A 26134-nucleotide genomic window follows, 5' to 3' on the forward strand; every position below is an offset into this window, starting at 1 on the left:
GGGCAAATTTAAAAAAGAAAATTAAGAATGAAATTGCTAATTTTGATTCTTTAGCTCAGGCGATTGATCATGCTTTTCAGGGGATCGTTTAAATTTTAATTCACTATATCAAACAATCTGAAGGCATTGGAGGCTATTAAACCATTCCCCAAATGCTAATGGCCTGAAGTGGTAGCTGTTTTAGCACTGGTGGAGAGATGGAAAGCTTCGACTAGCTTTGGAGTGATATGACTATGTTAGATTTTAGCGCGCTTCCAGCAAATTATCCTATACTGATACTATTTCAAAGGGATTTAATCATATGTCTAAAAAGGAATTAGAAACTTATCACTCAAAACGTGATTTTCGGAAAACCGAAGAGCCTAAAAACGATTCTAGGATTAAAGAAGGCCAATGCATTTTTGTCATACAGAAACATGACGCAAGTCAACTTCATTATGACTTTCGTTTACAAATCGATGGATCCTTAAAGTCCTGGGCTGTACCCAAAGGTCTTTCAACCGCTGCGAACGAAAAAAGACTAGCAATTCGCACAGAAGATCATCCTTTAGATTACGCCAAGTTTGAAGGAGTAATTCCAGAAGGGGAGTATGGCGCTGGCACAGTCATGGTTTGGGACTTCGGTCAATATGAACCGCTTGAAAATGATGATGAGCATAAAAAATCAATGTCGGAAGCTTTAAGAGGAGGTGCTTTAAAATTTCGTCTAGAAGGTGAAAAAATAAAGGGAGGCTATGCTATGGCACGCATGAACCGTGGCGATGATGACGATGATGAACAATGGGTCATATTTAAGCTCGATGATGAGGAGGCGGATGCCAGAAGAAATCCGACTAGCTCTGAACCTGATTCTGTTTTAACGGGGCGATCTTTAGAAGAAATTGCTGAAGAAGAGGGTAAGGATGAATAAATTATTAAAACAATTACCCTCTAATCTACAAAATAAGCTCGAAAAAAAAGAACAACGTAAGGATATCGACCCAATGCTTGCAACCCTTACGCATGAGTATTTTTCCAATGAAGATTGGATTTATGAGCGAAAACTCGATGGCGAACGCTGTCTTTTGTATAAAAAAGAGAATGAAATCTGCATGATTTCTCGAAATCATAAAGAACAAAAAGAATTTTATCCTGAAATTGCCAACGCGATGAAAACTATGTCTGGGGATTTTGTTATTGATTGTGAATTAGTAACCTTTGACGACAAAGTAACCAGCTTTGAACAATTACAGCATAGAATGCATGTTAAAAATCCAGATGAGTCATTACTAAAAAAATATCCAGTCTATGCTTATGTATTTGATTTTTTATACTACGATGGCTATGGATTAGAGCAATTACCTCTAAGAAAACGTAAATACTTGTTAAAGCAAGCCTTTAAATATGAATCTCCAATTCGATATTTACCGCATCGAAATAAAGAAGGAGAGCAGTACTTAAAAACAGCCTGTAAAAAAGACTGGGAAGGTTTGATTGCAAAAGATGCTAGAGCCCCCTATGTGTATACTCGCTCCAAAAAATGGTTAAAATTTAAATGCGTTCATCAACAAGAGTTTGTGATTGGCGGTTATACGGACCCAGAAGGGGAACGAATAGGCTTTGGAGCCTTATTAATCGGATACTATGAAGAAGATCAATTAAAATTCGCAGGGCGCGTTGGAACCGGATTTGATGATGATTTTCTTAAGTTCTTACATAAGAAAATGCAAAAAAAAGAACAAGATACTTGCCCCTTTGATGATTATGAAGAATCCGCAGAACATATTCATTGGATTGAACCGGCGCTGGTGGGAGAAATAGGTTTCACGGAGTGGACTCAACATGGGAAGTTGAGGCATCCTCGATTTCTTGGGCTTCGCAAGGATAAGGATGCCATAGACGTGCATCGAGAAGATAAATCAAAAGCATAAGGTTGGAATTTGTATGAATATCGCAGGCGTTGAAATTTCTCATCCGAAAAAATTGCTTTACCCTGAACATGAAATTTCAAAGCAAGAGGTTGCTGAATATTTCAGTAAAATTTCTTCTTACCTGTTGCCCTTTGTTAAAAATAGGCCGATAACTTTAAAGCGGTATCCGAACGGAATCGATAACGATGGTTTTTTCAATAAACATCGTCCAGATTATTTCCCTGACTATGTTAAAAAGTTAACCGTTCCAACTAAAGAAGATGGCTCTGAGATGAACATGGTGGGAATAGAGTCTGAACAGGCGTTGGTTTATCTTGCTGGGCAAGATACGCTAGAATTGCACATCTCGTTATCAACGATGGATTCCATTGAAAAACCTGATCAAATTATTTTTGATTTTGATCCTTCTGATAATGACTTTGAAAAAGTTCGTACAGCCAGCAAGGCATTAAAAACGCTTCTTGATGAGTTCAATCTTCATAGCTTTGTAAAAACTTCAGGTTCAAGAGGATTACATGTTCATATCCCCATTGAGCCGGCGTACAAATTTGATGTAATCAAACAGGTTGCGCGTAACATTGCCAAAAAACTTCATGAACAGTGCCCTAATATTACCACTTTAGAACAACGAAAAAACAAACGTGGTGATAATGTTTTTATTGATTTTTTACGAAATGACTACGCCATGACCGCAATCGCTCCCTATTCAACGCGAGCTAAACATGGAGCGCCAGTGGCGACTCCAATCAGCTGGGATGAGGTCGCTCATCCATCATTAACGCCCCAAACCTACACAATCAAAAATATTTTTAGGCGCTTAGCTCAAATCAACGATCCCTGGGATAATTTTAACTATTATAACCGTCGAAAAGATTTAAAAGAGATCTTTATATAACCGATTATTTATTTAGTAAGCGATTGGTATAGGCAATCGTCAATGCAGAAATAAGTAAGGTTAGATGGATGATCACTTGCCACATCACCGCATCGTTACTTTGCTTAGACGGCTCAATAAATGTTCGGAGTAAGTGTATGGATGAAATCCCAATCAAAGAAAGTGCGAGTTTGATTTTCATGGCTCCAGCATCTAAATGATCCAGCCATTCGGGTTGATCAGGATGAGAATCAATATTTAATCGCGATACAAACGTTTCATAGCCTCCCATGATGACCATAATCAGTAAGTTGGCAATCATAACCACATCAATTAGATCCAAGACTCCGAGCATGATTTGTGTATCATTCGCAGAGGTAATATGCGCCATGAGATGAAAAAGCTCCGCCATAAACCGATAGACGTAAGCGGTCAGTATAAAAATCAGACCAAGATAAAGAGGGGCTTGTAACCATCGGCCCATAAATATAATCTGGCTAATGCTGTTTACAAATCGACGAGATCCTTGGCTTAACAGGGGAGGAGTTTGTTCTATATACGGCTTTTCCATTTGTTATCCTGATTAATATTTAATCAACACTGCCGCGATAGTTTAATTCTTCCCTGTAGAACAAGCAATAGAGCTATTGTTTATCTTGAACTAAGCCGTCTGATTCAAGCAAAGGCTTTTTCATCCACTTTTGTTCATACCACGTACGAATTAAAACGTAAAACGCTGGAACGAATACAACAGCCAGGCAGGTTGATGCCACCATTCCGCTGGCTACCGCAATTCCAATAGAGCGGCGTGCGTTAGCCCCTGCTCCAGTTGCAAATACAAGAGGCATCACGCCCATAATAAAGGCAAAGGAGGTCATTAAAATGGGTCTAAATCGAATTTTAGCGCCCAATACGGCTGCTTCTAAGATGGATTTCCCATGAAATTCACGTTGTTCTCTAGCGACTTCAACAATTAAGATCGCGTTTTTAGCGGCTAATGCAATTAATAACAAGATACCGATTTGAGTATACATGTTATTCGCCAGCCCAAGGGACGATAAGGCTAAAACCGTCCCAATTAATGCCAACGGCACGCTCAATAAAATCGACGCTGGTGTAAACCAATTCTCATATTGCCCAGCTAGAATTAAATACACCAAGATTAATGACATCAGAAAAATAAAATAACTTAAATTACCCGCGATTTTCTCTTGATACGCGGTACTCGTCCATTCATAGGACATTCCAGAAGGTAAATACTGTTTTGCCAGCTGCTCCATGGCTTGAATGGCTTGTCCAGAACTATATCCTGTTCCTGAAACCCCGTTAATACTGCTAGAAGGGTAGAGGTTATACAGTGAAATAATCGCAGGGCCTACGTCATAATCAATATCAGTTAGAGTACCTAGTGGAACCATTTCGTTCGATTTATTTCGAACATAGAATTGGCGCAAATCGTCTACGTTCATGCGGTAGGGGGCATCAGCTTGAACATACACCTGAAATACTTGCCCAAACTTCGTAAATAGATTCACATACGAAGAGCCTAGATACGTCTGTAACGTGTCAAAAGTATCTCCTAAGGTAACGCCTAACGATTCAGCTTTGGTTCGATTAATTGGGGCTTTAATTTGCGGTACTTCTGCACGAAATGAGGTCATTAATCGTTGCACAGAAGGTTGTTGGTTCCCTTGGTTAATTAAATAGTCAGTAACATCCTGTAATTTACGGTAATCAAAAGTACCATCCCGGACTTCAACTTGCATCTGAAATCCTCCTGATAAACCTAGTCCTTGGATAGGAGGGGGGACAATCACCATCACCTGTGCGCTCAATGTTTTTTTAGCGATTTCATTGAGTTTCATATACATGGCACGTAAATCTTCATCCTTACCACGTTTGCTCCAATCCTTAAACATCACGTACACCACCCCAGCATTAGCCAAGGGCGTGTTGTTATCCAACAGTGAAATACCATCAATGGCAATTACGTTTTCAACACCGCCCAACTTCGATGCTTCTTTAGAAAGCTCTTCTAGCACGGATTCAGTGCGATCCAAGGTTGCACCATCAGGTAATAATACGTTTAAAACCAGATACCCTTGATCTTCGATGGGAATAAAGCCCGTTGGAATTCTGCTTAGTCCAACGATAGCAATAGCAACCAAAATAATGCCAATAACAGAGGCTTTCTTACTATGATGCACGAGTCTATCAATTAAACGGGTGTATCTGGCTTCCAAAGGATTATAAATGCGATCAAACGTTCGAAAAATAACATTTTTCTGTTTATTTGGATCAATGGATCTTAACCACATGGCGCATTGAGTAGGCTTTAAGGTCATTGCATTTATCGCGCTAATAAACGCAGTGGCGGCGATAACCAAAGCAAATTGAGCATACATTGAACCCGTTAAACCCGGCATGAAGCCTGCGGGAACAAACACCGCCATGAGTACTAGGGTGATCCCCAAAATAGGACCAATAAGCTCTTTCATAGCTGTAATAGACGCTTGTTTGGGTGGTACGCCGCGCTCGATGTGTTGAGATACGCCTTCCACGATAACAATCGCATCATCCACGACAATTCCAATGGCTAACACTAATGCAAATAATGTCAACAAGTTAATGCTAAATCCTAGTGCCAGCATGGCAATAAATGCGCCAATTATGGTGACTGGTACGGTCGTCGCGGGAACTAGGGTGGCTCTAAAATTTTGTAAAAACAAAAGAATTACAACCAGTACTAAAATACCGGCTTCAAAGAGTGTTTTGTAGACTTCATTAATAGATTCTTCAACGAAAACGGTTGTATCAAAGGGGATGGAGTACTTTAAACCCGGAGGAAATTGCTTCGACATTTTTTCAACGGTTTTTTGTACTTCTTCAGCCACTTGTAATGCATTCGCGCCTGGAAGTTGAAAAATACCAATCGCTGCCGCGGGCTTATTGTTTAGCTTCGCAAGCTGACTGTAATTGGACGATCCAAGTTCTACTCGTCCAACGTCTTTGATCCGTATAATTTGAGCGCTGGTGCTTTTGTTTGCTTTTTCGTCTGGTTGGGTGGGTATGGTTTTAACAATAATATTGGCAAATTCTTCCGGATTTGTCAGTTGTCCGGGAACATTGACGGTTAATTGATAGGGCTCTGAACCTACGGTTGGAGGGGAGGCGACTTGGCCTGCTGATATTTCCTTGTTTTGTTCGCTTATGGCATTAATAACATCGCTAGGATTTAGAGAGTAAGCATACATTTTGTTAGGGTCGAGCCAGATGCGCATGGCATAATTTCCCGAGCCAAACACAATCACATTCCCAACCCCTGGCAATCGCGATAACTCATCTTGCATGTTTATCGTGGCATAATTATTTAGAAATAGGCCATCGTATTCGTTATTTTCAGACGTTAATGTGACAAACTGCAAAATAGCGGTCGATTTTTGTTGTACCATTACTCCTTGTTTCTGCACTGACATTGGCAATTGCGCCATAGCGGCTTGCACACGATTTTGTACGAGCATTTGCGCTAAATTCAGGTCCGTTCCAATCTCAAACGTTACAATTAAATTGTAACTGCCATTATTGGTGCTGGTTGATTGCATATACAGCATGTTTTCTACCCCATTGACTTGCTGTTCAATAGGCAGAGCTACGGTGTTAATTAAAGTGGACGCATCAGCGCCTGGGTAAGTCGTTGAAACCTGAATCGTTGGAGGTACAATCGCTGGATATTGCGCTACCGGTAAAATATAGATTGCGATCATACCAAGAAAGACCAACATGATGGCAATAACATTAGCGAGAACAGGTCGGTTAATAAAAAATTCAGAAATCATGCTTGTTGTTTCTCGGTTTTAGGAGTCACTTTATTGCCAGGGGTTGCGAACTGCAATCCAGAAACGATGACTTCATCCTCGGCAGAAAGTCCTTTCACAATTGCCCGCATTCCTTGCTCCGTGGCGCCAACTTGGACACGCTTTTGAACCACCTCTTGATTCTTATTTACAGTCAAAAGATACGGCCCAATCTGATCGTAGAGGATGGCGGTTTCTGGAACGGTTAATTCAGGTTTGGGCTTTGAAATCGGAATTCTTACAGTAACAAATAGCCCTGGTAATAAGACAAAATCTTTATTTTCCAATAACGCTCTAAATTCTAATGTTCCTGTCGAGGCATTTAACCCCGTACTCACGTAATCCAATTTTCCCTCATGAGGAAATCCAGTTTCACCTTGCATTTGCACATAGGCGGGTATTGTATTGATTTCCGATGGCTTGAATCCCGAAGCACGTGCGGCTTGTCGAAGTTTAATGACATCCAGCTCATTAAGATTGAAATAGACATAAATTGGCCTGATTTGTTCGATAGTAGCTAAATCAGTGGCTTCTCCATGACCAACTAAATTCCCAACGTCAACCAAATGTCGGCCGATGCGGCCATCGAACGGCGCTAGCACGTGCGTGTAGCTATAAGTAATTTTTGCGTTAACCACATCTGCTTCGGCCTTGTCAATTTGTGCTTTAGTTTCCTCAACTTTTGCCTCCCACTTCTCAACGTTATTTAAAGAAGTTGCATTTTGCTTATACATTCTTTTTTGGCGCTGATATTCAGATAAGTCATAAGCATAAGCTGCTTTTTGAGCTTCGACGGTTGCTTGGGCCGATTTAAGCTGCTCCAAATAGGGTTCTGGTTCTATGATAAACAGCAAGTCGTCTTTTTTCACAAAGGTTCCATCGGTAAACTTAATGGCCTGCAAATATCCCTGCACTCGAGCTACCAAATCTACAGAGTTATATGCCACCACAGTACCCGTTTGAGCGACATATTCCGTCATCGGCTTTAGGACGGGTTTCTGAGTTATCACTGTGGGTGGAGGAGGGGTAACGAGCTTATCCTTGGTCAAGGATCGTGCAAACCAATCCACCAAAAATAAAACCACAACCAACAAGATGATTAATTTAAACCACTGTTTTCGTTTTACTGAATCCATATTGATCACCAGTTAGGTAAATACAAATCTTGAAGCTGTTTTGTGTTTGTTAACGGCGGCTGATGATTTTGCGCTAACAGCAAATTGCCCCAATTGGTTCGAGCAGACATAACCGCTTTAACCCGTTCAGGCACAATGTCATGGCATTTTCTAATCTGCCAGCCACCGCCGAGAGAGCGATAAAGTGCAATAAGCGCTTTTGGTGTATCACCTTGTGCAACAGCCAATGAAGTTTCCACGCTTAACTGTTGGCGTTCAGCATCAAGAACGGTCGTAAAGTCTGATTCGCCTTCTTTATAACGTACCATCGCTAATTTGGTTGATTTAATCGCTGCACGATTAGCCGTAACTAGGAATTTTTGTGTTTTGTTCGATTCGGAAAACTTTGTAATATTGTCTTGAACTTCTTGCTGAGCCTTTAAAACCAAATTCAAATAATTAAATAACGACTCTTGAAAAACTGCGTCTTGTGCTCGCACCGCATTGGTGATTTGGCCATAATTTAAAATTGGCCAATTGAATCCAGGCCCTGCTGTAACCGTGCGGTTAGACCAGTTAAAGAGTTCACTTAATGAGTTGCCGCCAATGGTGTTTGCAGAAAATGCAAAAGTCCCTGTCAAAGAAATCGAAGGAAACAGATTGGCTTTAATTGCACCAATCGACTCGGATTGTGCAATCGCTTCCAGACGTGCTTGATAAATATCTGGGCGTTTGGCGAGTGTTTCTTTCGGTATGCCTACCGCTACAGATAAAGGGGGCTTAGGAATTCCTGATGTTTCATTACCTAAGCAAGCGTCTACACGGTCAGGGGTTGTCCCGATTAAAACAGCTAATAAATCTTTATTTTGTTGTAGCTCACTTACATAGTTAGGCAACCTGGATTGTGTTTGAGAAAGTTCTGCCTGCGCTTGTTCAACGTCTAAAAGGCTTGTTTCACCGGCTTTGTATCGGGCCTTCGCGAGTTTAAGCCCTTCGGCTTGTACCCGTATATTTTTTTTGGTGATCTGAATTAATTCTTCATTCATTCTAATATTGACATAGGTTGTTGCTATATCAGAAGTCAGGCTGACTAAGGCGTTGTCATAGGCCGCAAAAGAGGATAGAAAAGCTGCATCATTCGCTAAAATCGCACGGCGATATTTCCCCCAAAAGTCAATCTCCCAACTAGCCGAAGCACCAGCCGTATCGGTCCAAAAATTGCTTGGCAGTAAGGTTTCTAACGATCCACCGCCGATTCGGTTATAGGTTAAGTTACCCATTAAGGCTTGCTGTTGTGGGTACAGTTCACCGACGGATTGTGCGAGCTGAGCCCTTGCCTGAAGGACTCGCATTGCAGCACTCTGAAGTGACAAATTATTATGATATCCTAAGTTAATTAACTTCGTTAACGTAGGATCATGAAATACCTTCCACCACGAAGCTTCTTCTAGCCGTGGCTTATTTTTAATTTCTTTAACAGACTTATCATGATTACCCCATTGTTTCGCAATGGGCGTTCTAGGCTCGCGGTAATTGGGTCCTACCATACACGCGGTTAGAAACAAACAGAAAAGCCCAACCAATGCCTTTAACATATCCCTCGCTTAAGACAAGCATTTCAATTTATTAACAAAATACTATACACCACTCGTTTAAAAATACGAGCGTTATTTTCTAATACTCATCCCCTAATAGAATTTGTCCTACTCAATAAGGTACCTATTGGATTGATAATGAGATCATTATCTTACTTACAGGGTTCTTAAGGTACAACACACCTGAGCTTGTTAATTTCCTGGACAAGTTTATATACCCGTAATCTTTCAAAATGCGTGATTTATGCTTTTTCTTTTTCGCCCTGCCGCATTTTAAAAAACTCGCAAGGGAATGAGCCATTACTCGCTTTTTAAAATGCGGCAGGACAAAAAATAAAGGCGCCTAAAAACACGCATTTTGAAAGATTACGGGTATATAAGTATTTTGATCAAGCAATAAATAGGGTAGGTCAGATGGCCTAACCTACCAAAGTTGAGATTGAGTGTTACTTAAGGTATTAAACGACCTTCCTCAAAAAAAGTCACTTTCCCTGTTCTAAGATCATGCATGCCAGCTACGATTCCGACTTGACCGTTTGTAATTAACGTTTGAATGATTGGGCTTTGCTGTTGAATTTCACGCGCTACATGCAACGCATTGTTTTTAGCAATTAAATTCACCAACTCAGGTTTAGAACAACTTGAAAGGCCACTGTCTTTTTTAGCAGGTTCCACTAATGGTGAGATTTGATCCAGCACATGGTTAAGGTGCCCCAATTGTACCCCTTCACAAGCGCCTGCAACAGCTCCGCATGAGGTATGACCCAAAACGACGATTAACCGCGCCCCAGCTACTTTGGTAGCAAACTCTAGACTGCCCAAAATATCTTCATTCAAGACATTTCCAGCGACTCTTAGGGTAAACATATCGGCCAAACCCTGATCAAAGATAAACTCAGGAACGCTACGTGAATCCATGCAGTTTAATACGACGACCCAAGGGTATTGGCCATAGGAGGATTGCTTGGCCTGAGCAAGATAATTGCGTTGTAGTCGTTTATTATTTAGAAAACGTTCATTGCCATCCTTTAATCGTTTTAGGGCTTGCTTTGGAGTCATTTGACTTTGCTTCGACTCAGTTGAGACTTTGCTTTCTCTCAATGAGTTATTAGGCGCTGTAGCAGAAACGATTGGCACGCTAAAAATTAAAAAAATCACCCAAAAAAGACTATTTATCCATGTCATAGATTTTATCCTTTTAAAATTATTTTCAGTATAAAAATTAACCCACTTCAATAGTAGAGCATTTTGCAAGAAAGAAGTCGATTAATAGTTTTTGATCCTCAAGTACTCTTTGATAATTCTCAAGAGATTTAATCCATAATGAACCTTATTATGAAGTCGAATTTAGGGGCTTAAAAATGAGCTATCATTTATTGTAGTCGGGGCAGTTAATACAAACAGCTAAGGAGAGTAATGAAAATATTATTCATCAATACAGGCCCTTGGGGAACTGGGAGTTTCACTGCAATTAAGGGGTTATCAAAAAATTTGTTACGACTTGGGTATGATGTAAAAATTTTTTTCCCTGATGCAGGCTTACAATCAGAAGATTTAAACGAATATTACCATCAACCTGATTTATATCATATTTGGCAATTTCCCATTGGTAATGCAAATATTGTTTTGCCTACTTTTCCCTTGATGCTTACAGACCCACATCCAAGAAACCCTGAACCCTTATATTTTAATCACCTTAAAAGTGAGGCATTGCAATTTTACTTACAGAGCCTACGTCTTGAACTATCAACTTTAATTGAGTCTTTTAAGCCTGATGTGATTGAATGCCACCACATTTGGTATGCAAGCTGGATTTTACATACCATGAATCAAAGCTATTTAGTAACAGCCCACCACAGCGATCAATTGGGTTTTCGCTATGATACGCGTGTAAGGCCATATGCCATTGCAAGCGCTCAAGCAGCAAAAAAAATATTTGTCATATCGGAATTTGTCAAAGAAGAGGTCATGGAGCTTTATAATATCTCAGAATCTCGAATTGTACTGAGTAAAAATGGATTCGATAAAGAAATTTTTCGAGCTAGAGTCATTGATAAACACCAAAAACTTTCAAAGCTAGATATTTCTGTAAATCCAGAAGCTACCTTCATCAGTTTTGCGGGTAAAATATCCCTTAATAAGGGTATCGATATTTTGCTGAAAGCAAATAAACTTTTACCCTCGACTTTAAATATTCATTTTATTGTTATGGGTGCAGGATCTATTGAACCCATACTTAAGTTCATGACACCGGGCTCATATTCTTTAAAAAATATTCATTTTGTGGGTCATCAAACTCCTGAAAGTGTTGCAGAAATCCACAATATTTCTAAAGTTAGCATTATGCCATCAAGATCAGAAGGTTTTGGAATTGCGTGTTTAGAAGCAATGGGATGTGGATTGCCTGTGGTGGTGAGTAAAAGTGGTGGGCCAGAAGAGTTTGCTGTGGGAAAAATTATTGATAAAGAAGCGCCTGAACAACTTGCAGCCGCTATTGAACAACTTGTGAATTTACCCGTAAAAGAGTACAAAAAATTAAGCCAAAAGTCGTTAGAAATCGCTAATCAATATACCTGGGAAAATATTGTAAAAATTCACACGCAAGTCTACGATAAAATTATTAGCTAAAAAAATTAGTTACTGAAGAATAGCATATGAAAAAAACAATTGTAGCTGTTATTGGAACTGGTTATGTTGGTTTACAGCTTGCCAGTATTTTTGCAAAAGCAAATTGCAAAGTGATTGCATTTGATATTAATGAAATGCGAATTAAAGAATTATCTCAAGGAATTGATACAGCATGTGAATTAAAAAATTTTCAAAACTTAGATATTATGTTTACCCATGAAATAAATGATCTAAAATCGGCCACTCATTATATTGCAGCGCCACCGACCCCGATTAACATCCATTTTGTACCGGATTTGCAAGCATTGAAAAGTGTTTGCAAGCTAATAGGAAGCCTATTAACGAAAGAAGATGTTATTGTTTTCGAGCCAACAATCTACCCCGGTGCGACAGAAGAGTTGCTTATTCCAATTCTTGAAGAGCAAAGCAGATTAAAAAGCGGTATTGATTTTTATGTTGGGTATTCTCCAGAACGAATAGTTCCGGGTGATCCAGAATATAGGATTGAAACGGTAACCAAAGTTATTTCAGGGCAAAATAAAAAAGCGCTGAATAAAATAAAAAAACTATATGAAAAAGCGTTCCCAGTTAAACCCTATATAGCTCCTTCTATTAAGGTAGCAGAGGCTTGCAAGCTGCTTGAAAACATTCAACGTGATGTCAATATTGCCTTGATGAATGAATATGCGCAAGTCATGTCCGCTATGGATATATCTATTTATGACGTTTTAGATGCTGCAAATACCAAATGGAATTTTTTACCTTTTAAGCCAGGATTTGTTGGGGGGCACTGCATCCCTTTAGACCCCTATTATCTTATTTATCAAGCGCATCAATATGCCATAAACCCAAATTTGATAGAAACTGCAAGACAAGTCAACGAACATTTTGTGAGCTTTATCCTAGGAATATTATTAAAAAAGATGACAAATCAGAGAATTTCCTTTTATAAAGCTAAAGTAGCGCTGTTAGGCATTAGTTTTAAACCTAATACAACAGATACTCGCCATAGCCTTTCACTTGATTTATATAAAAGACTAAAAGCATATTCAATTGAAGTTTATGCTTGTGATGATTTGGCCGATCGTCGAAATTTAAACTTAAATTGGATTGATTGGAAGGATATTAGAGATTTTAACGCAATTGTTCTTATTCAACCCCATCAAGATTTTTTAGAACAACCAGCGAAACAATTTATACGCAAATTAACCAAGCATGGGGTTTTCATAGATTTACCTGGATCATTTAGAAACCAATTGGCTCATATAAAAGATATTGCTTATTGGAGTCTTTAATGAAGATTTTAATAACGGGCGGGGCAGGGTTTATAGGATCCAATTTAATCGCTTATCATTTACAAAAGCAGGATGAAGTCATTGCTGTAGATGATTTGTCAACTGGGAATATAAATAACATTGAAGCGTTCAAAGCTCATCCAAAGTTTAAGTTTTATCATGAAAATTTACTCACTTGGTCAGGACTGGGTAAATTATTAAATCAAGTTGATAGAGTTTATCATTTGGCGGCTATGGTTGGTCTTTTTCGGGTTTTATCTGATCCTTTACAAACCTTAAAAACCAATATCAATATAACTTTTAGAGTTTTGGATATTATTCATCAACAATCCAATAAGCCATTGGTTGTTATTGCATCGAGCTCAGAAGTTTATGGGAATCAGCATGGCGCCCTGAGAGAAACGAATCATTTGATCATCGAAGATACTTTAAAAGGTCATGCTGCCTACTCAGTGAGTAAGTTATGTGATGAATCAATAGCCTATTCGTATTACCAACAACATGGTATCCCTTATATTATTTTAAGACTCTTTAATACCATTGGTATTAATCAATCTGGGCAATATGGCATGGTTGTACCTCGTTTTATAAAACAAGCCGTGCACGGGCAAGAAATAACCGTATACGGAGATGGTCAACAAAAACGATCGTTTTGTGATGTTAAAGATATGGTGCGACTTATGGATGAAATCGCCTCTGTTCCTAAAGCAGTTGGTGAAATTTTCAATGCCGGAAATTCTCAAAGCATATCCATAATAAAGTTGGCTAAGCTCATTAAATCTCTGAGCGGCAGCGACTCGAAAATTCGGCTTATTCCTTTTAAAGAAGTATATTCAGATAATTATATCCAGATTCAAGAGCGTAAACCCGAGCTTTCTAAAATTCTGTGCTATATTAAGTTTCAGTTTGAATGGAAGCTAGTAAATACTCTAGAGGAATTAATAATCCATGAACAAAATAAGAAACATTAAGAAAAAATGGTATATCGGTTTATTGTTTTGTCTAATCACTTTGTCTGTGCAGGCCAAAGAATCTGATTCTATCCGTGATAAATCACACTTTGAATTAACAGCATCTACCTTGAATGCGCAAGTGAACTCTCCCAATGAAATTTGGGATTTTTCATCTCTTTTTTTTTACCACAAAAGCCAGTATGGAAGTTTCGGAGGTTCTGCTAATTTTTCCAGCCGATTAAATAACAGTGCTTGGCAGACTTATCTCAATGCCATTCCAAATCTTACAGAAAAGTTTTGGTTAGACTTAGGGTATGGTTTTTCTAATACACCTGAACTATTTCCTAATGATTTAGTCAAAGGTGAAGCTTTTGCAAAGATTACTGACACAATAGTTATCTCTGGAGGCAATACTTATAACAAAATCGAAGAAAGTTACTTTAATACCTACACAGCCAGCATAGCGAAATATATAGGTTATTATTATTTAGGTTTTCGACCATATCATTTTGTTCCGAAAACAGGGCCAAAATCAACGCTCTATCGATTTGAGGCGAAGAAGTTTTGGGAAAATCCAGATAAATATGTTGGTGTTTACTTTTCAACTGGAACCTCTCCTGACTTATTTGATTTATTGACCTTTGAATTTTTTAAAGTAAAAAATAACATCCTAATGCTGGAAGGGCAGCAGCCGATTAGCGATAAACTGCTGTTTAAACTTGGAGCGGGACTGGAAACACAGAAGTTCCCAAATGACTTTTTACGCCGGCTTTATTATTTTAATTTTGCAATTAAATTACGGATGGCTTAAGCATGTTTACTAGCGAACAATGGATTGTAATTATTTTTTTAACTGTCGAGGTGGTTTTAGTAACGCTTTTAGTATTAAGTACCTACGGCATGAAGCTCTATTACTCCTTAAAAGAAAAAAGAGACTTAAAGCGATTAGAAGCGCTAAAACATTATTTGAAAGAATCGAAAAAAGACATGCCACCGCCTCATCAACAACACCCACAATTAATATTAAAAGCCATAGCAGAAACCAAGGCTCTTAACTCAAAAGAAAAAGCCAAGTTAGTCGAAAGATATGTATTACCCGTGGCACGACCGTTTTATGATTCAAAACACTGGATTAAACGTTATACGTTACTTGAAGCATATTCTTATGTGGTTTTAGATGAAGATAAAAAAAGATTGTGTGCGTTAATCGAAGACGAACTGCATATAATCCGGGTGAACGCCGTTCATGTAGTCTTAAAACTCTCGGATAAAGAATTATTTAGAAAAGCACTAAATCAACTGCAAAAAGAAGGAGACTTACCCAATAAAATCTATATCGCTCAAGTTGAACCTAATGAATTATTGATGCGCTTTTTAAAAGAAGAATTAGAGCAAACAAAAGATGTTGATCGTAAAATTTTATGTTACCGAATCTTAGAACACTTAAAGCCTTCCGAAGAAATTTTTGAATTGGCCCTAAGGGATCTCTCATCAGAAAAAATGGAATGTCAATTAGCAGTAATAACTGTTCTGGCTGAAGCAAATCCTGATAAGGCTAAATATAAGTTGTTGGAATTGTTAAATCACCCTCACTGGTTGGTTAGAAACAAAGCAGTTCGAGCCCTAGGGAATCTTCAAATTAAAGACACGATGCAAGCTATTGCGCACTGCTTAAATGATGATGTTCGATGGGTAAGAATTAATGCTGCAAAAGCCCTGTTACAATTTGGAGAACAAGGAAAAGAGTTGTTATCTCATTATAAAGAATCAAAAGAATCTTATCAGCCAAGCTTAGCAGCATATTTCCTTGATGTGCAAACAATGAAGGAGAAATTATGATCACCATATTAATGATCATCAACTATGCAATTCTTATATTTTTTATTTTTTCTGCCATTATTTATACGCTAATTTTATTAGGTTCGCTCCCAAGTATTTTTTACTTTTTTAAACGAGCAAATATTACGAATATTTATAGTTTATTACAGACTAAAGAAATGCCGCCAGTAACTATTATTACCCCATTTTATAATGAAGAAGAAATTATCATTGAAAATGTCTTGAGCTCTTTAAAAAGTGACTATGAAAATTTATATATTACCCTCGTCAATGATGGCTCCACTGATGCAAGTTTAAAACAACTGATTGAATATTTTGAGATGAGACCCGAACCTGTAACTTATAGCGCTAAGATAGCCACGGCGCCTATCAAGCACCTATATGTATCATCAAAAAACCCACGTCTTCTGGTTATTGATAAAGAACATTCAGGCGTTGGAGATTCACTGAATGCAGGATTAAATGCATGTTTTACTCCGTATTTTATGACTGTAGACGCTGATTCAATTATAGATAAAGAGGCGGTAGCGGAAATGATGTATCAAATGCTATCAAGGCCAAATACCGTGGCAATCGGCGGCGGGGTATATATTTTAAACAATTGTGAATACAAAAATGGTGAGATGGAACAAGTTCGGATGCCATATCGTTATATACCTGCTTTGCAGAGCGCTGAATATTTACGTTCACATTTATTCAATCGCACTGGTTGGAATGTTTATAAAGGAACTATGAGTTATTCTGGGACAGCAAGTTTGTTTCGTTTGGCGGATGTTATTGCGGCTAAAGGATATGATACAGAGAATTATGCACAAGATTCAGAAATGATCATGCGTTTACATCATTACATGCACAGTAAAAAGAAAACTTATAATATTGGTTTTAATCCGTCCTCTACTGTTTGGACAAGAGTGCCTAATACCTTAGTCCAGTTTAGCCGCCAAAGAGAACGTTGGCAGCGGGGAATTCTTCGAAGCATATTGAGCTACCGAGATATGTTTTTCAATGCTCGCTTTAAAATACAAGGCTTATTTTCTTATCCTATGTATGTCATTTTAGAAGCTATTGCGCCTTTTGTAGAATTTACCGCATATTTTACACTAACTCTCGCCTATTTCATGGGAATTTTAAATGCTACATCAGCAATTTTATATATTTTACTTGCGTGGGGATTTATTGCGTACTTAACGATTGCCAACATGTTTATTAATATCATTACCTTTAATCGTTACCATCGGATCAATGATATTTTATGGATGTTTGCCCTTGCGGTTTTAGAAATGATTGGCTTTAGACAATATCACACGATAGTCAAAGTTTGGGGTTCATTTCATTATTTCATTAACCGAGTACAAGGCAAACCATTATAATGGCGACATATCTCGTAACAGGCGGATGCGGCTTTATCGGCGCTCATTTGACAGAAAAACTAATTAACTTAAATCATCGCGTGATTGTTGTCGATGATTTATCAAATGGAAATAAAATTCACCCCCAGGCCGTTTTCAAAAAAACTGATCTGACAAGCTTTGATGAACTTACAGATCTGCTTGCTGATTGTGATGGTTGTTTTCATTTAGCGGCTATTCCAACTGTTGCTGTTGAGATTGACCAATGGTTAGCAATTAATCAAGTTAATCTAATTGCTAGCTTTAAAATTTTAAAAGCCGCAGTAACAATGGGAAATATACCTGTAGTTTATGCTTCATCCTGTGGCGTTTATGGTGATTCTTGCAATTTGCCGCTTAAAGAAGAGAGCTTCATTCATCCTTTATCCTTCTATGGATGCGATAAACTCTCTGTAGAGTTAAACGCATATGCTTTAGCTCATACCAATCAATTACCAAGTATGGGTTTAAGGATCTTTAATGTATATGGGCCTGGCCAACATTCTCAGTCGCCTTATGCAGGCGTCATTACTCAGTTTATTACTAATTTGCTAGAAGATAAGCCTGCTGTTATTTATGGAGATGGTGAACAAACACGAGATTTTATTTTTGTTGAAGATGTCGTAGATTGTCTAATTCATGCCATAAATATTTTAAAACAAAATGCACACGTATCTAATATTTGTACTGGAAAAGCTATTACCATCAATGTTCTTTTAGACAAAATAGCAACATTGCTAGGAAAACCTTATAAAAAGCAATACATGGATACAAGAGTTTTTGATGTTCGTCACTCTTGCGGCGATACCCAGCGCATGAACCAGTACGGTTTTGTATGCCAACATTCTCTCGAAGAAGGATTAAAAAAAACGCTTCATCATTTTTTAAAATCGACTAAAAAAAAATAATGGGAAGGGCAGGATCACTCATTTAAATTTTTAAAATACTGAAACTAATATTAATAAAAACACACAGCATCTTGGATTATTATTTATCAATATGATATAATTCTGCCACCACCATGTGATTTATTTCGGTTTTATGCTTAAATTTTTAGTGAATACCTCTAATGAGGTAATTGTTGACTTTAATAATGGAAAAAAATTTGTTGGGAAACCAGGAGATATTTATTATCAATCCGCTCAAAAAGGACCTACTTGCTTTTTTTATGGCATGAATCATATTCGCTCGAGATATGGTAAAGATTCAAAAAGTGACAAGCGGCAATTTGAAATAGTTTTTTCCAAATACAGGAAAAGTATCACTAAGCTAGATGAGGCTTTTCAACAAGGTGAATTTGATGAATTAGAATATACCCGAAAGTTACTGAAAAATTCAAAAGATACTTTAGAAGCGTTTGGTGTCCCAATTGCGGAGCAAAAGCGTTATCTTGAAGGTATAGAATCATTATTTACTTTTCCACATAAAAATCACGGTCTTCATGAGATAGAATGTCTTTATGAACAAGCAGTTTTGAATAAAGCTCGAGAACTGTTTGGCATGAGGCATAGCAATTGGGGTCCGCGATCTAGTTTTAATGATTTCATGAAAGAAATCAGGGAGCACGGAAAGCTAGTTGTGCACGGTAAGTTTGGTAAGCCCTTTTATGAATGGGCGTCACCATCGGTCTTAAAAGAAGATCATCATGGGATTAAAATTCAGTATTACAAATCTAAAGATTATCGTCACCCTGAAGGAAGCAAGTTACTATTTCACAATATTGTGATAGTTGGAGCCATGAAAAATAAGTCTGCAAAAGATTTAGTGCTTTACCTTGACCCTAATGATCCTTTGGATCCTAGTCATTCGCCACAGGTATACGCTATGAGCTATGAATCATTTTGCACTAGATTAACAAATATTTATTCTGAGTATCGGGAAGCTTCTATTGGCGGTAGTGAAATGACGCATAACCCCTTGGTCCTCAAAGGACCTTTTGCTTTAACTGCGGGCCCTGAAATGGAATCAGAATATGATCTTAATGATTTCATGGTTATACATTATGGTCGCGAGGATCTGGAATATTATCATAATGAACGTTTCATCCTAAAATAAAAATTAAATAAGGTCGTTATCGGTTTAATCTATTATTTTACTGACTGCATCAGTGAGTTGAATCTACGGAGCCTTATATCCACTAAGCCTGATTATCAAAATAATCAGACTTAGCGGAGAAGCTACCGGACAATTTTCCAATGATTTTTGTATATTAAAACCGAAGGATACGTCTAAAATTTTTGAATCATTAAACTCGGATTGGACATTATTTACCCCCCCCTCATAGCTAATTTTATATGTTCTATCCATTTTTTGTATGCTGTAAAAGAAACTGTAAACTGTAGTAGCGCATTAGTTCTATCTCTTGTCTTTATTGGCTGTATTATCACTTCTTGGGTATAGTACCAAGAGGAATCAAATAGTTACGTCAAATAGGAAGTTGATATATGATTAAAAAAAAGGAAAAAGCCACTATTGTTGTACGAAATGCAAAAATAGATGACATTAGTGCGATTCGCGAGTTGGTAAAAAAAGCCTATCCAGATTATATGGAAACCTACTCTTCGGCCGCATTGCGTGGACATATGAACCATTTTCCGCAAGGGCAATTTGTCGTGGAATACAAGCAAAAGATTGTAGGATACTGCGCAACCTTCAAAATTAGCGGGAATATCGCTTTAAAACCTCATACCTGGAGTGAAATCACTGGCAATGGATTTGCATCAACGCATGATCCTCATGGGGATTATTTATATGGCATGGAAGTGTGCGTTCATCCTGAATATCGTGGGCTTCGGATTGGTAACCGCCTCTATACGGCGCGTAAGCGTTTGTGTCAAGCTGAAGGCCTAAAAGGAATTGTGTTTGGTGGCCGTATTCCAAGCTATCATCGTAACGCTAAAAAATATCCCAGTATTGAAGACTATTTGCGCGCGGTAATCAACAAACATGTGCGTGATCCAGTTTTGTCGTTCCAGCTACGCAATCAATTCGAACTGATTGGCGTGTTACCCAATTATTTAACCACAGATAAAGAATCAAAGGGATATGCGGCACATCTTTTATGGATAAACCATGCTGTTTCTTCTGAAGTAGAGACACAACAAAAATCTTCGATTATTCGTGTAGAAGTCATCGATAAAGTACGCTTGAGTGCTGTACAGTATATGCAACGTCGTGTGCATTCTTTTGAAGAGTTTGCAAAGCATGTAGAATACTTTGTTGATGTCGTTGCGGATTATTATTCCGACTTTGTTGTGTTTCCTGAGTTATTTACTCTTCAATTGTTGTCAATAGACAATGTTACCTTAAATCCCGAGGAAGCGATTCTTAGATTAACTGAATACCGCAAACCATTTGTAGAACTAATGTCTTCGTTGGCGGTAAAATATAATATCAATATAATAGCAGGATCTCACCCTACCAAAACAAAAGATGGTGTCTATAACATTTGTTATATTTGCCTAAGAGATGGCCAAGTGCATGAACAGGCTAAAATTCATCCCACCCCAAATGAGCGATATTGGTGGAATATTCGTGGCGGTGATGAACTTCATACCATTATGACGGACTGTGGCCCTATCGCCGTTTTAATTTGTTATGACTCTGAATTTCCTGAGCTTGCACGACATGCAGTTAATCAAGGAGCGCGAATCCTCTTTATCCCCTTCTGCACCGATGAGCGCCAAAGTTACCTCCGTGTCCGTTATTGTGCTCAAGCACGAGCAATTGAAAATCAATGCTATGTGGTTATGGCTGGGAATGTGGGTAATTTACCAGGCGTTGCAAATATGGATATTCAATACGCACAAAGTGCTATTTTTACTCCCTGTGATTTCCCCTTTGCTCGTGATGGAATCGCCGCAGATACAACACCGAATGTTGAGATGGTTTCTTTTGCTGATTTAAGTTTGCGCGCTTTAGAGACTGCGCGCAGCCAAGGAACCGTCCTTAATTTAAAAGACCGCCGTCATGATTTATATACCGTTAAGTGGAATATAAAATAGTAATTTTCTGACTTGAAACTCGGTCTATAAAATGAAAACTAAGGCGTGGTTATCATTCATCACCACCGTCTACTCACTCAAGTCGCGGCGTAGGAAGTGGTGAGTTGTAAACACGCCTTAGAATGTATAAGTCTAATAGTAAGGACTTTTTTAAAATCACCTGTTTCAATGAAGAACGACATAAGCCAATGGCATTGGATCATTACACAACTCATTGCCAGTAAAGAACTTTAACGTTGCTTCAAAATATAAACTATAATTGAGTGTTAGTGATTTTAAGATAATTCTCTCTTGTCATCATTTTAGTAGAACATTTTATTTTTATTTTATTAGGCAACGTATATGGACTCATCCGTTTTCACTCAAAGATTACTTGCGAAAACGGACGAGTCCATATACGTTGCCTAAGATGATCAGCGAAGATTGAGGCATCCAAGCTCTTACATGACAGAATACATTAAAACGACGATAGGTACATTTGGGATTTAATCAAGAAGCCTGAAAATCTAAGCCAGATAAGGGATAGAGTCGTGTTTGATCCTTTAAATGCATCAATTACACCCGCATCCTGACTGACCCCGTTAAGAGAGCGAATAACAGGAGGAGGTACTAGCATTAGACCTCATGCCATCAAACCATGCTAGAAACGAAATTCCAAGAATTTGTTGAACGGTTCTTATTATTCTCTGGTTGACTACCCTGTTCTGAATCTAGAGTTTCTGTTGCTTGTGATTTTTGTGGGGTTTTTGCTGTTGTTGTAAAATCTCTTTTAAAAATACCAACAGAAGATATAGCTAAAGAAGCCATACTTGAACTCAGCCCACACCAGCCATTAGGCGTTGGTTCTTCAGCTAGACTCCATATGGAAAAAGCCAATGAAGTGCAACTTACACCAAACCCTAAGATTAGTATAATAAATTTAAATTTATTATCTCGCTCAAGCACCAAATTATGGGCTTGTAATTTTTGTGCTTCTTCTTGTGTTAGATTCATAAATTACAATTAACCTAGTTATGAGCAGATGGTTATAACATATATTAGAAGCCCTAGCTAGCGCTTTGTGAATGCGCTCTCTGTACGCTAAACAGATAATACAAACTAATCAATCTCATTGAAGAAGTGGCAATAATTTGGGAGAAAGGTCACCTTGATTTTGCATCCTGAATATCTTGTACTTTATGAAAATCCGCCGTTTTCTGGTATTCATATATGAGCATACAAGAGGCATCTCATAAAAAGACTTATTAAAAAGACAAAGCAGCCATTTCTGTGTGGGCTAAAACTTCTTTGCTTCTAAGGTAAAATTCAATATGCTATAACGACCATTCGCGTAAGGTGGAGTAATATGGATATTTATCGCTTACAGCAAGACTTGGATGTATCTTCGATCACGGCTTTGGTCACAAAACAGCAACTCGTTTCTTTGTTAACCCATTATCAAGCACTGCAAAATGACATTGAACAACACCCTGTTATGTTGCGTACAACAGAGGAATGGGACGAATTCGAGAAATTATTCAAACTAACCACCCTTCTTTCCAAGCTGATTGCCCAAGCAGACGATACCCCTCAAAGCCTTTTTTCATTGTTTAATGCGGATAACTTTGAACCCAATGCTGAACATCTAGAATGGTTTGTTGCGCTTTTTAAACGTGCATTTAGTGCTGAAAATAAACTTCCGGTAGTGTTGTTTAATATGCGCATTGAATCAGAAGAACCCTTGATGTTTGGCGCATATATTGCTTATTTAGCTCGAAGTGGCGTTTCTGCAAAGCGTATTCTCAAATCAGGTCTATTGCAGCAATTTTTTCTGTACAATTGTTGGGATATGTCCTGCGTTACTGAAATGTATACCTTGCTTCGAAGTTCTATTCAACCGAATGCACCAGAATATAATGAGTTAAATAAGTTGTGCAGGCTTGCGTCTAAAACGCGAGGAAGTAAGGAGCCAGCCTATCAACGCTACGCACTTGATGGCAAGTTGTCACGTGCTCGATTGATAAACGTTAAAATTCAACCATTAAACTTTTCTTATTATCCATCACCAGAGAATGTTTATAATTTATACTCAATTTTTGGCGATAAGTTTTTAGCAGAGGCGCTCTACTTAAGTACGAAAGAAAAAAATCCGAGATTCTCTATTCAATTAATCCAATTGATCTCGCAGCTTGAAACGAATAATTTAGCTCGTTTATACCAAGTGATTGAATCACCAGACATTTCAGATTCAAAAAAAATACCTATTTTAAAACTGCTCGGCATGTTTGTTTCTAATGAGCAAATGCATGCACTTATTCGCGAGCATGATGCGCTTTTTTGGATGGCGCTTGTTTCCAAACCGTCTTTGTTGCCAGAGGTGATTAAACAATTTCCACAAAGGTTCAAAAAGTCATTACCTTTGCGTCATGTTAAATATTATTGCAAATTGTTTTCTTACCAACATATTTTGCCTAGCGCTATTTTATATAACATGCGGTGGGTTATATTTAATTTAGTATTAAAAAAGAACTTACCAGAATATGAGCTTATGCGTTGTATAGATTATTTAAAAACGCAAAAAGATGCAGAAATCTGGAGTATTAACTCAACAAATCGTTTATTAAGCAGTTTGCTGAAATTGATTGATGAAAAGATAAACGCATTTTCCAAAGAAAAATATGATGAAATCGTGGAATGTTATAATAAGCATCGAGTTATTTGTGCAAGACTACAGGAAATTAATCAAAAGTATTTCGTGTATCCTGATGGTCGTTATGCATTACAAGCGCTTATCATTCGCCAGGCATTCTTAGCAGATAAGAATCTGGATATCAATCATTATATAAACCTTATGCCACCAACTAAGGACGAGTACACCTCCATGGGGTATAGTATCCAAGAATATAATTTGGCAAAGTGTAGGCTCTTGTATCAAGTTTTGGCAGACGTGGACATGCCGTTATTGCAAAGTAAAGTGATTCAGTTGCTAAAGAATGGATATCAAGTCACTGACTGGCGCATGGTTATATTAGCCAATGGCACTAATATTCAATACAGGGCTGTGCATCAAGGTAATTATCCTCTACTTAACTTAATATTAAAAGATGAAAGTCCTCTTGGATACATGCATGCCTTAAATCGAATCAATAAGGACTATTCATTGGATAATGAACACCCGCTGCTTTATTTTTTATGTGCTAACCCAAAAGCATTTGTCGCCTTTCTATCATTGTATCCATCTGAGGAAAGACTTAAAAAATTGTTAGGGGTTAAGAATTATGAATCATATTTTCATCAGCCAGCAGTTATTGAAAAAGCCATTCAGTACCCAGAAACTTTTCGTCTTATATTAAAGGAATTATGTCCTTTTAAAGAATTAGAGATTTTAAAACATAGATGTCAATCTGGAAATTATGTACTGGATGAAATCGCACAACATTATCCTGAAACACTAAAAATTATTTTTGAATGTGTTTGGCTCCCCACCTGCAAATCTCTTTTAATGGATAGTGGAGCAGAAGGTCTTTCCAGCCTCCATTTTGCCCTCTCCAATGCCGCCTCTTCAAGAGTCATTCGAGAAAAATTCACATCAATTGAAATCCGTGATGCATTAAAAGGAATAAGCACGGAGGGAAGAAATGCCTATTATTTTGCTGCAGCAGATTCTGAGTCCTTGAATTTTCTTATAACGCTTTATCCCAGGGAATGTACTCTGTGGGCTTTGCAGCAGGAAGATGTTAAGGGTGTCTCAGCACTAAATATCGCAGCAAGAAAAAAAGAGACCATGGATGTGGTGTTAAAGTCCATACCAAATAATCGATTTGTAGCCATAAAACACCGATCTGAATTATCAAGCAACATTACATCGGATACGTATTGTCTTGACCTAAGTGCGCTAAATTTTGAGGCAATGTCATGTGCAGAAATAAAAAAAATGCTTAGAAGTATTCCTTCATCGGTTCAACTGGTTGCTCTAGAGCCAAACCATTTTTTACCGAGAAACATGTTGTTGATGAGTCCAACAGTAACTCTTAAACAGATCCGTTTTAAGCATTATCTGGAAAAAATTCAGCAAGAAATAGAAACATTGCGCGATGACAATGAAAAATATCAGTTTGGGAAATTCGTGTATGATAAACTCATGCAAGCGCAGCAAGAGTTTCTAGAGCATCGTGATCGCCGTATTTTTGTTCAGGATTGTTTAAGAACCATCGATCATGCCTTAGTCGTTTTTCAACCTTATCCTGAGTGGCGAATTATTTTAGGTGAGTTGGGTAGCGCCTTGGCTTCTATATTGTCATTGGGCGTTGCGAATATATATAAAAAGCAACGTTTCTTGGGATTTTTTAAACCTAAAATTGTAAATACTTTAGTGGAGCTCAGACAAGATCTGCATCATATAGAGACAGAAAACACTGTATCTTAAAAAAAACTAAATAGATTTGACTGTAGTTTCTCTGTACATGACAAAAAAACCTGTCATGCCCGCGCAGGCGGGCAACCATTTCTGGTTTGGCACTGAAGTAACTTAAGATAACTCGCTGCCATAGAATGAAAATCATATAATCTCGATCGTCAAAAGGAGGTTATATAGAGTGTATCAACGAGTTGAAGGATCGTTTAAATATGTATTTTGGCTGGAACAAGGCGAGAATGACATGTTTTGTAACTATGTTGCTTGCATTGCTTGCTACGCGTAC

At 38.0% G+C, this 26134-nt stretch carries 19 protein-coding genes; 13 read left to right on the forward strand and 6 right to left on the reverse strand.

What is annotated here, in order from left to right; all coding sequences use genetic code 11:
- Window positions 1-301 precede the first annotated feature (301 nt).
- From E1O47_RS10625 to ligD (E1O47_RS10635), 3 genes are read left to right on the forward strand one after another with little or no spacing between them, the layout of a single operon-like run.
- Complete coding sequence (locus E1O47_RS10625) at window positions 302-910, forward strand: DNA polymerase ligase N-terminal domain-containing protein (protein ID WP_133131238.1); 609 nt, start codon at window positions 302-304, stop codon at window positions 908-910.
- Window positions 903-1910, forward strand: a complete 1008-nt coding sequence (gene ligD, locus E1O47_RS10630; protein WP_133131239.1) for a non-homologous end-joining DNA ligase — start codon at window positions 903-905, stop codon at window positions 1908-1910. Before E1O47_RS10625 ends, ligD (E1O47_RS10630) begins: the two co-directional genes overlap by 8 nt.
- 13 nt (window positions 1911-1923) lie before the next feature.
- On the forward strand, window positions 1924-2805 hold the full coding sequence (gene ligD / locus E1O47_RS10635; RefSeq protein WP_133131240.1) for a non-homologous end-joining DNA ligase: 882 nt from the start codon (window positions 1924-1926) through the stop codon (window positions 2803-2805).
- A 4-nt stretch (window positions 2806-2809) separates the two neighbouring features.
- On the opposite strand, the gene E1O47_RS10640 is transcribed toward ligD (E1O47_RS10635), so the two are convergent.
- The 5 genes from E1O47_RS10640 to E1O47_RS10660 all read right to left on the reverse strand — a co-directional run bounded on the left by E1O47_RS10640 (window position 2810) and on the right by E1O47_RS10660 (window position 10533).
- On the reverse strand, window positions 2810-3355 hold the full coding sequence (locus tag E1O47_RS10640; protein ID WP_133131241.1) for a TIGR00645 family protein: 546 nt from the start codon (window positions 3353-3355) through the stop codon (window positions 2810-2812).
- A gap of 73 nt (window positions 3356-3428) precedes the next feature.
- Window positions 3429-6620: an efflux RND transporter permease subunit gene (locus tag E1O47_RS10645; RefSeq protein WP_133131242.1), complete on the reverse strand. Its 3192-nt coding sequence runs from the start codon at window positions 6618-6620 to the stop codon at window positions 3429-3431.
- Window positions 6617-7774 carry an efflux RND transporter periplasmic adaptor subunit gene (locus E1O47_RS10650; protein WP_133131243.1) on the reverse strand — a complete coding sequence of 386 codons (1158 nt, stop codon included), beginning with the start codon at window positions 7772-7774 and terminating at the stop codon, window positions 6617-6619. Before E1O47_RS10650 ends, E1O47_RS10645 begins: the two co-directional genes overlap by 4 nt.
- Window positions 7775-7779: 5 nt before the next feature.
- Window positions 7780-9348 (reverse strand): efflux transporter outer membrane subunit, encoded by a 1569-nt coding sequence (locus E1O47_RS10655; RefSeq protein WP_133131244.1) that lies wholly within the window; start codon window positions 9346-9348, stop codon window positions 7780-7782.
- 450 nt (window positions 9349-9798) lie between these two features.
- The gene (locus E1O47_RS10660) at window positions 9799-10533 is read right to left on the reverse strand and encodes a carbonic anhydrase family protein (RefSeq protein ID WP_133131245.1); all 735 of its coding nucleotides are present in this window, start codon (window positions 10531-10533) and stop codon (window positions 9799-9801) included.
- A 231-nt stretch (window positions 10534-10764) separates the two neighbouring features.
- On the opposite strand from E1O47_RS10660, the gene E1O47_RS10665 reads away from it, so the two are divergent.
- From E1O47_RS10665 to E1O47_RS10705, 9 genes are all read left to right on the forward strand, one after another.
- Entirely contained in the window at window positions 10765-11976 is a 1212-nt protein-coding gene (locus tag E1O47_RS10665; protein ID WP_133131246.1) for a glycosyltransferase family 4 protein, read from the forward strand.
- Between the two features lie 26 nt (window positions 11977-12002).
- Window positions 12003-13271, forward strand: coding sequence for a nucleotide sugar dehydrogenase (locus E1O47_RS10670; RefSeq protein WP_133131247.1), 1269 nt, complete (start codon window positions 12003-12005; stop codon window positions 13269-13271).
- Window positions 13271-14242 carry an NAD-dependent epimerase/dehydratase family protein gene (locus tag E1O47_RS10675; protein ID WP_133131248.1) on the forward strand — a complete coding sequence of 324 codons (972 nt, stop codon included), beginning with the start codon at window positions 13271-13273 and terminating at the stop codon, window positions 14240-14242. Before E1O47_RS10670 ends, E1O47_RS10675 begins: the two co-directional genes overlap by 1 nt.
- Entirely contained in the window at window positions 14220-15035 is an 816-nt protein-coding gene (locus tag E1O47_RS10680; RefSeq protein ID WP_133131249.1) for a YaiO family outer membrane beta-barrel protein, read from the forward strand. Before E1O47_RS10675 ends, E1O47_RS10680 begins: the two co-directional genes overlap by 23 nt.
- A 2-nt stretch (window positions 15036-15037) precedes the next feature.
- Window positions 15038-16063 (forward strand): HEAT repeat domain-containing protein, encoded by a 1026-nt coding sequence (locus E1O47_RS10685; protein ID WP_133131250.1) that lies wholly within the window; start codon window positions 15038-15040, stop codon window positions 16061-16063.
- A complete protein-coding gene (locus tag E1O47_RS10690) occupies window positions 16060-17433 on the forward strand; it encodes a glycosyltransferase family 2 protein (protein ID WP_133131251.1) in 1374 nt (457 codons plus the stop codon). The genes E1O47_RS10685 and E1O47_RS10690 overlap by 4 nt, the downstream gene beginning before the upstream one ends.
- A complete protein-coding gene (locus E1O47_RS10695; protein ID WP_133131252.1) occupies window positions 17433-18359 on the forward strand; it encodes an NAD-dependent epimerase/dehydratase family protein in 927 nt (308 codons plus the stop codon). Before E1O47_RS10690 ends, E1O47_RS10695 begins: the two co-directional genes overlap by 1 nt.
- A 265-nt stretch (window positions 18360-18624) precedes the next feature.
- Window positions 18625-19506, forward strand: coding sequence for a hypothetical protein (locus E1O47_RS10700; protein ID WP_133131253.1), 882 nt, complete (start codon window positions 18625-18627; stop codon window positions 19504-19506).
- A 389-nt stretch (window positions 19507-19895) separates the two neighbouring features.
- Complete coding sequence (locus tag E1O47_RS10705) at window positions 19896-21455, forward strand: bifunctional GNAT family N-acetyltransferase/carbon-nitrogen hydrolase family protein (protein ID WP_133131254.1); 1560 nt, start codon at window positions 19896-19898, stop codon at window positions 21453-21455.
- A 630-nt stretch (window positions 21456-22085) separates the two neighbouring features.
- Here the strand turns inward: E1O47_RS10705 and E1O47_RS10710 are convergent.
- Complete coding sequence (locus E1O47_RS10710) at window positions 22086-22448, reverse strand: hypothetical protein (protein WP_133131255.1); 363 nt, start codon at window positions 22446-22448, stop codon at window positions 22086-22088.
- Window positions 22449-22800: 352 nt separating this feature from the next.
- On the opposite strand from E1O47_RS10710, the gene E1O47_RS10715 reads away from it, so the two are divergent.
- Complete coding sequence (locus E1O47_RS10715) at window positions 22801-25860, forward strand: hypothetical protein (protein ID WP_133131256.1); 3060 nt, start codon at window positions 22801-22803, stop codon at window positions 25858-25860.
- Window positions 25861-26134 lie beyond the last annotated feature (274 nt).

It is taken from the genome of Legionella yabuuchiae (assembly GCF_900640115.1).
GTDB lineage: Bacteria > Pseudomonadota > Gammaproteobacteria > Legionellales > Legionellaceae > Legionella_A > Legionella_A yabuuchiae.

Coding starts and splice junctions, on each gene's coding strand:
- E1O47_RS10680 (WP_133131249.1), top strand. CDS start 14,220: ATGAACAAAATAAGAAACATTAAGAAAAAATGGTATATCGGTTTATTG.
- E1O47_RS10675 (WP_133131248.1), top strand. CDS start 13,271: ATGAAGATTTTAATAACGGGCGGGGCAGGGTTTATAGGATCCAATTTA.
- ligD (WP_133131239.1), top strand. CDS start 903: ATGAATAAATTATTAAAACAATTACCCTCTAATCTACAAAATAAGCTC.
- E1O47_RS10660 (WP_133131245.1), bottom strand. CDS start 10,533: ATGACATGGATAAATAGTCTTTTTTGGGTGATTTTTTTAATTTTTAGC.
- E1O47_RS10625 (WP_133131238.1), top strand. CDS start 302: ATGTCTAAAAAGGAATTAGAAACTTATCACTCAAAACGTGATTTTCGG.
- E1O47_RS10690 (WP_133131251.1), top strand. CDS start 16,060: ATGATCACCATATTAATGATCATCAACTATGCAATTCTTATATTTTTT.
- E1O47_RS10655 (WP_133131244.1), bottom strand. CDS start 9,348: ATGTTAAAGGCATTGGTTGGGCTTTTCTGTTTGTTTCTAACCGCGTGT.
- E1O47_RS10700 (WP_133131253.1), top strand. CDS start 18,625: ATGAATCATATTCGCTCGAGATATGGTAAAGATTCAAAAAGTGACAAG.
- E1O47_RS10685 (WP_133131250.1), top strand. CDS start 15,038: ATGTTTACTAGCGAACAATGGATTGTAATTATTTTTTTAACTGTCGAG.
- E1O47_RS10650 (WP_133131243.1), bottom strand. CDS start 7,774: ATGGATTCAGTAAAACGAAAACAGTGGTTTAAATTAATCATCTTGTTG.
- ligD (WP_133131240.1), top strand. CDS start 1,924: ATGAATATCGCAGGCGTTGAAATTTCTCATCCGAAAAAATTGCTTTAC.
- E1O47_RS10710 (WP_133131255.1), bottom strand. CDS start 22,448: ATGAATCTAACACAAGAAGAAGCACAAAAATTACAAGCCCATAATTTG.
- E1O47_RS10640 (WP_133131241.1), bottom strand. CDS start 3,355: ATGGAAAAGCCGTATATAGAACAAACTCCTCCCCTGTTAAGCCAAGGA.
- E1O47_RS10695 (WP_133131252.1), top strand. CDS start 17,433: ATGGCGACATATCTCGTAACAGGCGGATGCGGCTTTATCGGCGCTCAT.
- E1O47_RS10665 (WP_133131246.1), top strand. CDS start 10,765: ATGAAAATATTATTCATCAATACAGGCCCTTGGGGAACTGGGAGTTTC.
- E1O47_RS10705 (WP_133131254.1), top strand. CDS start 19,896: ATGATTAAAAAAAAGGAAAAAGCCACTATTGTTGTACGAAATGCAAAA.
- E1O47_RS10645 (WP_133131242.1), bottom strand. CDS start 6,620: ATGATTTCTGAATTTTTTATTAACCGACCTGTTCTCGCTAATGTTATT.
- E1O47_RS10715 (WP_133131256.1), top strand. CDS start 22,801: ATGGATATTTATCGCTTACAGCAAGACTTGGATGTATCTTCGATCACG.
- E1O47_RS10670 (WP_133131247.1), top strand. CDS start 12,003: ATGAAAAAAACAATTGTAGCTGTTATTGGAACTGGTTATGTTGGTTTA.